Annotated in this window: 7 protein-coding genes; all 7 read left to right on the forward strand. The window is 57.5% G+C overall.

Annotated elements, in window-relative coordinates; all coding sequences use genetic code 11:
• Positions 1-535: 535 nt before the first annotated feature.
• Positions 536-1,744: an MdtA/MuxA family multidrug efflux RND transporter periplasmic adaptor subunit gene (locus BH714_RS11095; RefSeq protein WP_020883246.1), complete on the forward strand. Its 1,209-nt coding sequence runs from the start codon at positions 536-538 to the stop codon at positions 1,742-1,744.
• A complete protein-coding gene (locus BH714_RS11100) occupies positions 1,744-4,866 on the forward strand; it encodes an MdtB/MuxB family multidrug efflux RND transporter permease subunit (RefSeq protein ID WP_040017960.1) in 3,123 nt (1,040 codons plus the stop codon). Before BH714_RS11095 ends, BH714_RS11100 begins: the two co-directional genes overlap by 1 nt.
• On the forward strand, positions 4,867-7,944 hold the full coding sequence (mdtC, locus tag BH714_RS11105) for a multidrug efflux RND transporter permease subunit MdtC (protein ID WP_040017961.1): 3,078 nt from the start codon (positions 4,867-4,869) through the stop codon (positions 7,942-7,944). It begins immediately after the preceding gene.
• Positions 7,945-9,360: an MFS transporter gene (gene mdtD, locus BH714_RS11110; protein WP_014170850.1), complete on the forward strand. Its 1,416-nt coding sequence runs from the start codon at positions 7,945-7,947 to the stop codon at positions 9,358-9,360.
• A complete protein-coding gene (gene baeS, locus BH714_RS11115; RefSeq protein ID WP_040017962.1) occupies positions 9,357-10,760 on the forward strand; it encodes an envelope stress sensor histidine kinase BaeS in 1,404 nt (467 codons plus the stop codon). Before mdtD ends, baeS begins: the two co-directional genes overlap by 4 nt.
• Positions 10,757-11,479: an envelope stress response regulator BaeR gene (baeR, locus tag BH714_RS11120; RefSeq protein ID WP_014170852.1), complete on the forward strand. Its 723-nt coding sequence runs from the start codon at positions 10,757-10,759 to the stop codon at positions 11,477-11,479. The genes baeS and baeR overlap by 4 nt, the downstream gene beginning before the upstream one ends.
• A 135-nt stretch (positions 11,480-11,614) precedes the next feature.
• Complete coding sequence (locus BH714_RS11125; RefSeq protein WP_014170853.1) at positions 11,615-11,947, forward strand: YegP family protein; 333 nt, start codon at positions 11,615-11,617, stop codon at positions 11,945-11,947.
• Positions 11,948-12,016: the final 69 nt, after the last annotated feature.

Below are 12,016 nucleotides of genomic sequence, written 5' to 3' on the forward strand. Positions count from 1 at the left end.
AATAAAAATATAAAACCATTTAAATAACATTTTTAAAATAAAAATCTATAATTATCGCAATTTTAGGTAATTTAAACTGTTTTAGCTTTTTGATACAAATCAAAAGTGGTGCATTGAAAGGAATAACAAAAACATATTTCAAATCAAATAAATACGTCACATTGCAAAAAATCATTAGTTTGTTAATGATTTGATAACAAGATGAAAAATATTGGTATAACAGAGAATATTCCGATCCTTACATGATGAATAATGAAATTTTCCTAAAGACAAATTAAATAATAAAACCAATTGTTATCTTTCTCCGTTTCTCACCCGGCAGATAAATAATAAGAATATTTCAGGTGGCAGGGAATATTCCTGGTAAATTATGCACTGGCAATTGATCCGATTTGAAGGCCGTCTCACGCCGCGCCCCTCCCCCTGCCAATCAGACAAATCCAGACAGTCTTCCATATTTCCTCCATTTTTCTGCCGTGTTGCCTGACTAAACTAGTATCATTCCCCGAAGTATTCAGGATGAGAACGTATAACGATGAAAGGCAGTAACAAATCCCGCTGGGCAATCGCCGCTGGCATCATTGTGGTGGCTCTTGCCGCCGCCTGGTTCTGGCACAATCACTCTTCTGACACTTCCGCAGGTGCCAGCAGCCCATCACAGCGTCCCGCGAGTGGCGGACGTCACGGCATGCGCGGCGGTGCGCTGGCTCCCGTTCAGGCGGCTACTGCGGTAAATAAAGCGGTGCCCCGTTATCTCTCCGGGCTGGGAACCATTACCGCCGCCAACACCGTTACGGTTCGCAGCCGTGTGGACGGGCAGTTGATGGCGCTTCACTTCCAGGAAGGCCAACAGGTTAAAGCCGGGGACTTACTGGCAGAAATTGACCCAAGCCAGTTTAAAGTCACCCTCGCGCAAGCGCAGGGCCAGCTCGCGAAAGACAAGGCCACGCTCGCGAACGCCCGACGCGATTTGGCACGCTACCAGCAACTGGTGAAAACCAACCTGGTATCGCGTCAGGAACTGGATACGCAGCAGTCTCTGGTCAGCGAAGCGCTGGGCACCCTTAAAGCCGACGAAGCCGCCGTGGCCAGCGCACAGTTACAGCTCGACTGGAGCCGCATCACCGCCCCGATTGACGGCCGCGTCGGTCTGAAGCAGGTTGATATTGGCAACCAGATTTCCAGCGGCGATACCACCGGTATCGTGGTCATCACCCAGACGCATCCTGTCGATTTAGTCTTTACCCTGCCGGAAAGCGACATCGCAACCGTGGTTCAGGCGCAGAAAGCCGGCAAAGGGCTGGTTGTGGAAGCCTGGGATCGCACCAACAAGCAAAAATTGAGCGAAGGCACCCTGCTCAGTCTGGATAACCAGATTGATACCACCACCGGCACCATCAAGTTAAAAGCCCGCTTTAACAATCAGGATGATGCGCTTTTCCCGAATCAGTTCGTGAATGCGCGGATGCTGGTCGCGACACAGGAAAATGCGGTCGTTATCCCGACGGCGGCGCTGCAGATGGGCAACGAAGGGAACTTTGTCTGGGTGCTTAACAGTGAGAATAACGTCAGCAAGCATCTGGTGAAAACCGGCATTCAGGACAGCCAGACGGTGGTGATCAGCGCCGGCCTTTCCGCAGGTGACCGCGTGGTTACCGACGGTATTGATCGTCTCACCGAGGGGGCGAAAGTCGAAGTGGTTGAAGGCCAGCAACAGCCTGCTAAGCAGGGAGCGACGTCCTGATGCAGGTTATGCCCCCGAGCTCTACAGGTGGGCCTTCACGCCTGTTTATTCTGCGCCCTGTTGCCACCACGCTGTTAATGGTGGCGATCCTGCTGGCCGGGATTATTGGCTATCGCTTCCTGCCCGTCTCGGCGCTGCCGGAAGTGGATTATCCCACCATCCAGGTGGTCACCCTTTATCCGGGTGCGAGCCCGGATGTGGTGACGTCTGCCATCACCGCGCCGCTGGAGCGCCAGTTTGGTCAGATGTCTGGCCTGAAGCAAATGTCCTCGCAAAGCTCCGGCGGAGCATCCGTGGTGACGCTGCAGTTCCAGCTTACGCTCTCACTCGACGTTGCCGAACAGGAAGTACAGGCCGCGATTAACGCAGCCACCAACCTGCTGCCATCGGACCTGCCCAATCCACCGGTCTACAGCAAAGTAAACCCGGCGGATCCGCCGATCATGACGCTCGCCGTCACCTCCTCCGCCATGCCGATGACTCAGGTCGAAGACATGGTCGAAACGCGCGTGGCACAGAAAATTTCACAGGTCTCTGGCGTGGGGCTGGTTACGCTTGCCGGCGGTCAACGTCCGGCGGTGCGCGTGAAGCTCAACGCCCAGGCCATTGCCGCGCTGGGCCTTACCAGCGAAACCATCCGCAGCGCCATCAGTAACGCCAACGTCAACTCGGCGAAAGGCTCGCTTGATGGCCCAACCCGGGCCGTGACCCTCTCGGCGAACGATCAAATGCAGTCTGCGGATGAATATCGACAGCTGATCGTCGCGTACCAGAACGGTGCGCCGGTGCGTCTGGGCGATGTGGCAACCGTTGAGCAAGGTGCGGAAAACAGCTGGCTCGGCGCCTGGGCCAACAAACAGCAGGCAATCGTGATGAACGTCCAGCGCCAGCCGGGTGCTAATATCATTGAAACCGCAGACAGCATTCGCACCATGCTGCCGCAGCTGATTGAAAGCCTGCCCAGGTCAGTGAGCGTGAAAGTGCTGTCTGACCGGACCACCAATATTCGCGCGTCCGTGACTGACACCCAGTTTGAACAGATGCTGGCGATTGCGCTGGTGGTGATGATCATCTACCTGTTCCTGCGTAACGTGCCGGCGACCCTCATTCCTGCCGTCGCCGTGCCGCTCTCACTGGTGGGAACATTTGCCGTCATGGTGTTCCTCGATTTTTCGATAAACAACCTGACGCTGATGGCCCTTACCATTGCCACCGGCTTTGTGGTCGATGACGCTATCGTTGTTATCGAGAACATCTCGCGCTATATCGAAAAAGGTGAAAAACCGTTAGCCGCGGCGCTGAAAGGGGCGGGCGAGATCGGCTTTACCATTATCTCCCTCACCTTCTCACTGATTGCGGTACTGATCCCGCTGCTGTTTATGGGCGATATCGTCGGGCGTTTGTTCCGCGAATTTGCCGTGACGCTGGCCGTCGCCATTCTGATTTCCGCCGTGGTGTCACTGACCCTCACGCCGATGATGTGCGCCCGTATGCTGAGCCACGCCTCCCTGCGCAAGCAAAACCGCTTCTCGCGCGCCTCTGAGCGGATGTTCGAACGCATTATTGCCGCTTACGGACGGGTGCTGGCGAAAGTGCTTAACCATCCATGGGCAACCCTTGGCGTGGCGCTTGGTACGCTGGCGCTCAGCGTTATGCTGTGGATTTTCATCCCGAAAGGCTTCTTCCCGATTCAGGACAACGGCATTATCCAGGGCACGCTTCAGGCACCGCAGACGGTCTCCTTCGCTAATATGGCGCAGCGTCAGCAGCAGGTGTCAGAGATCATCATGAAAGATCCGGCAGTAGAGAGCCTGACCTCGTATGTCGGTGTCGATGGCACCAACCCGTCGCTGAACAGTGCCCGCCTGCAGATCAACCTCAAACCGCTTGACGATCGCGACGACCGCGTGCAAACGGTGATTGACCGCCTGCAAACTGCCGTGGCGCGCGTGCCGGGTATTGAGCTGTACCTCCAGCCAATTCAGGATTTAACCATCGATACTCAGGTGAGCCGTACCCAGTACCAGTTCACGCTGCAGGCCACCACCCTTGATGCGCTCAGCACCTGGGTACCGCAACTGGTGGATAAACTCAACGCCCTGCCGCAGCTCTCTGACGTCAGCAGCGACTGGCAGGACAAAGGGCTGGCGGCATATGTGAACGTTAACCGCGATACCGCCAGCCGGCTTGGGATCACCATGGCCGACGTGGATAACGCGCTGTATAACGCATTCGGTCAGCGTCTGATCTCCACCATCTATACCCAGGCGAATCAGTATCGCGTGGTGCTGGAACACAACACGGAAAACACGCCCGGCCTGGCCGCGCTCGATTCGGTGCGTCTGACCAGCAAAGACGGGGGCATCGTGCCCCTCAGCGCCATCGCGACGGTGGAAGAGCGCTACACACCGCTGTCGATTAACCATCTGGATCAGTTCCCGTCCACCACCATCTCGTTTAACGTACCGGACGGTTATTCGCTGGGCGAAGCGGTGGAGTCCATTCTGGCCGCAGAGAAGACGCTGAACTTCCCGTCTGAAATTCAGACCCAGTTCCAGGGCAGCACGCTGGCGTTCCAGGCCGCGCTGGGCAACACCATCTGGCTGATTGTCGCGGCCGTGGTGGCGATGTATATCGTGCTCGGTGTGCTGTATGAAAGCTTTATTCACCCTATTACCATCCTCTCCACCCTGCCAACGGCGGGCGTGGGGGCGCTGCTGGCATTGATGCTGGCGGGGAGCGAGCTGGACGTGATTGCCATCATTGGGATCATCCTGCTTATCGGGATCGTGAAGAAAAACGCCATCATGATGATCGACTTTGCCCTTGCCGCCGAGCGCGAGCAGGGGATGTCGCCGCGCGAGGCAATTTTCCAGGCCTGCCTGCTGCGTTTTCGCCCGATCCTGATGACCACGCTCGCCGCCCTGTTAGGTGCCCTGCCGCTGATGCTCAGTACCGGCGTCGGGGCCGAGCTGCGTCGTCCGCTGGGGATTGGTATGGTCGGTGGCCTGCTGGTAAGCCAGGTCCTGACCCTGTTTACCACGCCGGTCATTTATCTGCTGTTTGACCGTCTGGCGCTGTGGACGAAAAGCCGCTTCCCGAAACGTGAAGAGGAGGCGTAAATGAAGTTTTTCGCCCTCTTCATTTATCGCCCGGTGGCGACGATTTTACTCTCACTCGCCATCACCCTGTGCGGCGTCCTGGGCTTCCGGCTGCTGCCGGTGGCCCCGCTGCCGCAGGTGGATTTCCCGGTGATCATGGTCAGCGCCTCGCTGCCCGGTGCATCACCTGAAACCATGGCCTCGTCGGTTGCCACACCGCTGGAACGTTCACTCGGGCGAATTGCCGGGGTCAACGAGATGACCTCCAGCAGCTCGCTTGGCAGCACGCGCATCATTCTGGAATTCAGCTTCGACCGGGATATTAACGGCGCCGCGCGCGATGTGCAGGCGGCGATCAACGCCGCGCAGAACCTGCTACCGAGCGGGATGCCGGGCCGTCCGACATACCGTAAAGCGAACCCGTCCGATGCGCCGATCATGATCCTGACGCTTACCTCGGACACCTATTCGCAGGGGCAGCTGTACGATTTCGCCTCCACCCAACTGGCGCAGACCCTCGCCCAGATTAACGGCGTGGGTGATGTCAGCGTTGGGGGAAGCTCTCTGCCCGCCGTGCGCGTGGGCTTAAACCCGCAGGCGCTGTTTAACCAGGGTGTTTCACTGGACGATGTGCGCTCCGCCATCAGCAATGCAAACGTGCGCAAACCGCAGGGGGCCATCGAGAACAGTAGCCACCGCTGGCAGATCCAGACTAACGATGAGCTGAAAACCGCTGTGGAATACCAGCCGCTGATCATTCACTACAACAACGGTGCGGCGGTGCGCCTGAGCGATGTCGCGAGCGTCACCGACTCGGTGCAGGACGTGCGCAACGCGGGGATGACCAACGCCAAACCGGCCATTTTGCTGATGATCCGCAAGCTGCCGGAAGCCAACATTATTGAGACGGTGAACGGTATCCGCGCGAGATTGCCGGAACTCCAGCAGACCATCCCGGCGGCGATCGATCTGCAGATTGCCCAGGATCGTTCCCCCACCATTCGCGCCTCGCTCGAAGAGGTGGAGCAGACGCTTGTGATCTCCGTTGCGCTGGTGATTCTGGTGGTCTTCCTGTTTCTGCGTTCAGGCCGGGCCACGCTGATCCCTGCGGTGGCTGTGCCTGTCTCGCTGATAGGGACCTTCGCGGCGATGTACCTGTGCGGATTTAGCCTTAACAACCTGTCGCTGATGGCGCTGACGATTGCCACCGGCTTCGTGGTGGATGACGCCATTGTGGTGCTGGAGAACATCTCGCGCCATCTGGAGGCGGGGATGAAACCGCTGCAGGCCGCGCTGCAGGGAACGCGAGAAGTGGGCTTTACGGTACTGTCGATGAGCCTGTCGCTGGTGGCGGTGTTCCTGCCGTTACTGCTGATGGGCGGCCTGCCTGGCCGGCTGTTACGGGAATTTGCCGTCACGCTTTCTGTCGCCATCGGTATTTCATTGATCGTGTCCCTCACGCTCACGCCGATGATGTGCGGCTGGATGTTAAAACGCAGCAAGCCACACTCTCAGCCGCGCCGTAAGGGATTTGGTCGCTTCCTGCTGGCGATGCAGGAGAGCTATGGCAAGTCCCTGAAGTGGGTGCTGAAGCATACGCGTATTGTCGGACTGGTGCTGATTGGCACCATCGTGCTCAACGTCTGGATGTACATTACTATCCCCAAAACCTTCTTCCCGGAGCAGGACACCGGGATGCTGATGGGCGGGATCCAGGCAGACCAGAGTATTTCGTTTCAGGCCATGCGCGGCAAGCTGCAGGACTTTATGAAGATCATCCGCGAAGATAAAGCGGTAGATAACGTAACCGGCTTTACCGGCGGTTCGCGGGTGAACAGCGGGATGATGTTTATCACCCTGAAGCCGCGTAACGAGCGCAATGAAACCGCCCAGCAGGTTATCGATCGCCTGCGCGTGAAGCTCGCCAAAGAGCCGGGCGCTAATCTGTTTCTGATGGCCGTTCAGGATATCCGCGTCGGCGGGCGTCAGGCTAACGCCAGCTATCAGTACACGTTACTCTCTGACGATTTAGCCGCCCTGCGCGAGTGGGAGCCTAAGATCCGCAAGGCGCTGGCCGCTCTGCCACAGCTGGCGGACGTTAACTCCGATCAGCAGGACAACGGCGCAGAAATGGCGCTGGCCTACAATCGCGAAACCATGTCACGTCTGGGGATTAACGTCGATGCCGCCAACAGCCTGCTGAACAATGCCTTCGGCCAGCGTGAGATTTCCACCATCTACCAGCCCATGAACCAATACAAGGTGGTGATGGAGGTGGACCCACGTTACACCCAGGACATCAGCGCGCTGGACAACATGTTTGTGATTAATAACGACGGTAAGGCGATCCCGCTCTCTTACTTTGCCAGCTGGCAGCCGGCGAACGCGCCGCTGTCGGTGAACCACCAGGGCCTTTCGGCGGCATCGACCATCTCCTTTAACCTGCCAGCCGGTTCGTCCCTCTCTGAGGCCAGCGATGCGATCAACCGTGCGATGACCCAGCTTGGCGTGCCGTCCACGGTACGCGGCAGTTTTGCCGGTACCGCGCAGGTGTTCCAGGAGACGATGAATTCGCAGGTGATTTTGATTCTGGCGGCCATTGCGACAGTCTATATCGTGCTGGGCGTGCTTTATGAAAGCTACGTCCATCCGCTGACCATTCTCTCCACGCTGCCGTCGGCGGGCGTCGGGGCGCTGCTGGCGCTGGAGCTGTTCGGCGCGCCCTTCAGCCTGATTGCGCTGATTGGTATCATGCTGTTAATTGGCATCGTGAAGAAAAACGCCATCATGATGGTGGACTTCGCGCTGGACGCCCAGCGAAATGGCAACCTGACGCCAGAAGAGGCCATATTCCAGGCCTGTCTGCTGCGTTTTCGCCCGATCATGATGACCACGCTGGCGGCGCTGTTTGGCGCGCTGCCGCTGGTGATTTCCGGCGGTGACGGTTCAGAATTGCGCCAGCCGCTGGGGATCACCATTGTCGGGGGGCTGGTGATGAGCCAGCTGCTGACGCTCTACACCACGCCGGTGGTCTATCTGTTCTTTGACCGCCTGCGGGTGCGTTTTTCGCGTAAAAACAGAACGACGGTAACCGAATAAATGACCGACCTCCCACGTCACGTACGCTGGCAGCTGTGGATTGTCGCCTTCGGCTTCTTTATGCAGTCGCTGGATACAACCATCGTCAATACCGCCCTCCCCTCGATGGCAAAAAGCCTGGGGGAGAGTCCGCTGCATATGCATATGGTGATTGTCTCCTATGTATTAACGGTGGCCGTTATGCTTCCGGCCAGCGGCTGGCTGGCGGACAAAGTGGGCGTGCGGAATATCTTTTTCACCGCCATCGTGCTGTTTACCACAGGCTCGCTGTTTTGCGCCCAGGCGAATACGCTGGATCAACTGGTGATGGCCCGCGCGTTACAGGGCATTGGCGGGGCGATGATGGTGCCTGTCGGGCGGCTGACGGTGATGAAGATTGTGCCCCGCGAGCAGTATATGGCCGCGATGACCTTCGTCACCCTGCCAGGCCAGGTCGGCCCGCTGCTTGGCCCGGCGCTGGGCGGAGTGCTGGTGGAGTATGCCTCCTGGCACTGGATCTTCTTAATCAACCTGCCGGTGGGCATCATCGGCGCGATTGCCACCCTGATGCTGATGCCTAACTACACCATGCAGACCCGGCGCTTTGATTTCCTGGGTTTTATCCTGCTGGCGGCGGGGATGGCGATGCTCACCCTCGCGCTTGATGGCCAAAAAGGCCTCGGGATTTCCGCCCTGACGCTTGGCCTTCTGGTGGCGCTCGGCATTACCGCTATCCTGTGGTACCTCTGGCATGCCAGAGGTAACGAGAGCGCGTTGTTCACGCTCGATCTGTTTAAAAACCCCACCTATCGTCTGGGCCTGTTCGGGAGCTTTGCCGGGCGCGTCGGCAGCGGCATGTTGCCCTTTATGACGCCGGTCTTTTTGCAGATTGGAATGGGATTTTCACCGTTTCACGCCGGGTTGATGATGATCCCGATGGTACTTGGCAGCATGGGAATGAAACGCATCGTGGTGCAGGTGGTTAACCGTTTTGGTTATCGCCACGTCCTGGTTGCCGCGACGCTTGGGTTAGCCCTGGTGAGCCTGCTGTTTATGGCCGTGGCGCTGCTGGGCTGGTACTACGCGTTGCCGCTGGTGCTGTTCTGCCAGGGCATAATTAACTCTGTGCGCTTTTCGTCAATGAATACCCTGACGTTAAAAGCACTCCCGGATGACCTGGCGAGCAGCGGAAACAGCCTGCTGTCGATGATCATGCAGCTCTCCATGAGCGTAGGGGTGACCCTTGCCGGTTTACTGCTCGGCATGTACGGACAGCATCATCTCAGCGTCGACACGCCGGTCGCCCATCAGGTCTTTTTGTATACCTATCTCAGCATGGCGGTGATTATCGCCCTGCCCGCGTTCATCTTCGCCAGAGTGCCGGATGATACCCGTAAGAACGTCGTTATCCGACACGGCAAAAGGAGTGCACCATGAAATTCTGGCGTCCGGGCATTACCGGTAAACTCTTTGTGGCGATATTTGCCACCTGTATCGTGCTGCTGGTCACCATGCACTGGGCCGTGCGGGTCAGTTTCGAACGGGGTTTTATTGATTACATCAAGCATGGAAATGAACAGCGTTTACAGGGGCTGAGCGATGCGCTGAGCGATCAGTATGCCCTGCACGGTAACTGGCGTTTTCTGCGCAATAACGACCGCTTCGTATTCCAGATCCTGCGCTCGCTTGAGCATGATACCGGTGACGATCGCTCGGGCCCCGGGATGCCGCCGCACGGCTGGCGCACCCAGTTCTGGGTGATAGACCAGGATATGCGCGTACTGGTTGGCCCGCGCGCGCCCATTCCGCCAGATGGCACAAAGCGGGCGATCACAGTGAATAACGCCACCGTCGGCTGGGTGATCGCCTCGCCGGTTGAACGCCTGACGCGTAACACCGATATCAACTTTGATCGCCAGCAGCGCCGCACCAGCTGGTTGATTGTCGCGCTCTCCACCCTGCTGGCCGCGCTCGCGACCTTCCCGCTGGCCCGTGGCCTGCTCGCGCCGGTTAAACGGCTGGTGGAAGGGACGCATAAGCTGGCCGCCGGGGATTTCTCCACCCGCGTCGATACCCGTAGCCAGGACGAACTCGGCAAGCTGGCGCAGGACTTTAACCAGCTCGCCAGCACCCTGGAAAAAAACCAGCAGATGCGACGCGATTTTATGGCCGATATTTCCCATGAACTCCGCACGCCGCTGGCGGTGCTGCGCGGCGAACTGGAAGCTATCCAGGACGGCGTGCGTCAGTTCACTCCCGAATCGGTGGCCTCGCTGCAGGCGGAAGTGGGCACGCTGACCAAACTGGTCGATGATCTCCACCAGCTCTCCATGTCAGACGAAGGCGCGCTGGCCTATCAGAAAGCGCCCGTCGATGTGATAAACGTGCTGGAGGTGGTAAGCGGTGCCTTCCGCGAGCGTTTCGCCAGCCGCAACCTGAAAATCGATCTCTCACTGCCTGACAGCGCCGTGGTGTTTGGCGACAAAGACCGCCTGATGCAGCTGTTCAACAATCTGCTGGAAAATAGCCTGCGCTACACCGACAGCGGCGGTGGCCTGCATATTTCCGGCAAACAAGAAAACGGACATTTTGCCCTGACCTTTGCGGATTCCGCTCCCGGCGTGCAGGATGCACAGCTGGAAAAACTGTTTGAGCGATTTTATCGCACCGAAGGCTCCCGCAATCGCGCCAGCGGCGGGTCCGGTCTGGGACTGGCGATTTGCGTAAACATCGTCGAGGCCCATAATGGCACGATCCGCGCCGCCCATTCGCCTTTTGGCGGGGTAAGCATTACAGTAGAGTTACCTCTGGAACGGGATTTATCGAGAGAAGCATGACCGAGTTACCGATTGACGAAAACACGCCACGCATTTTGATTGTCGAAGACGAGCCGAAGCTCGGGCAGTTACTGATCGACTATTTACGCGCGGCAAGCTATGCCCCCACGCTTATCAGCCATGGCGATCAGGTGCTGCCTTATGTGCGCCAGACGCCGCCGGACCTGATCCTGCTGGATCTGATGCTCCCCGGAACCGATGGCCTGACCCTGTGCCGGGAAATTCGTCGCTTCTCAGACGTGCCGGTGGTGATGGTGACGGCGAAAATCGAAGAGATCGACCGCCTGCTGGGCCTCGAAATTGGCGCGGATGATTACATCTGCAAGCCATACAGCCCACGTGAAGTGGTCGCGCGCGTAAAAACCATTCTGCGCCGCTGTAAGCCCCATCGTGAACTGCAGGTACTGGACGCGGAAAGCCCACTTATCGTCGATGAAAGCCGCTTCCAGGCGAGCTGGCGCGGCAAGCTGCTGGATCTCACCCCCGCCGAATTCCGCCTGTTGAAAACCCTCTCCCACGAGCCGGGGAAGGTCTTCTCCCGCGAGCAACTGCTGAACCGTCTGTATGATGATTACCGCGTCGTGACTGACCGTACCATCGACAGCCATATTAAGAACCTGCGCCGCAAGCTGGAAGCGCTCGATGCGGAGCAGTCATTTATCCGCGCGGTGTATGGCGTGGGATACCGATGGGAAGCCGATGCCTGCAGGATAGCCTGAGCATTTAGCTTACCGAACCCGCCTGCTGGCGGGTTTTTCAATTCTGGAAAGCAACGAAGAATCAACCATACTCACATTACCGGTTCGCTTATTGATAACTGGTGCAGATAATTCCACTTCGTTCAAGGAGTTCCTATGTCTGGTTGGTTCGAGTTAAACAAAAGCAGTGATGGGCAGTTCAGGTTTGTTCTCAAAGCAGGAAACGGAGAAACGATCCTGACCAGTGAGCTTTACACCACCAAAAATTCCGCCGAAAACGGTATCGCCTCCGTTCGCACCAATAGCCCTTCTGATGAACGTTATGAGAAGAAAGTGGCCACCAACGGTAAATTCCACTTCAATCTGAAGGCTGGGAATCATCAGGTTATTGGCAGCAGCCAGATGTATGCCTCGGAACAGTCGCGAGATAAAGGCATCGCGTCGGTCAAAACTAACGGTTCAAGCCAGACGGTAAAAGACAATACCTGACGACACGCATCCGGCCGGGTTAGCGATGGTACGACCCGGCGCTTTACCTCCCTGTCCCTCAGCGCTACA

Origin of the sequence: Enterobacter ludwigii (genome assembly GCF_001750725.1) — a bacterium.
Classification (GTDB): domain Bacteria; phylum Pseudomonadota; class Gammaproteobacteria; order Enterobacterales; family Enterobacteriaceae; genus Enterobacter; species Enterobacter ludwigii.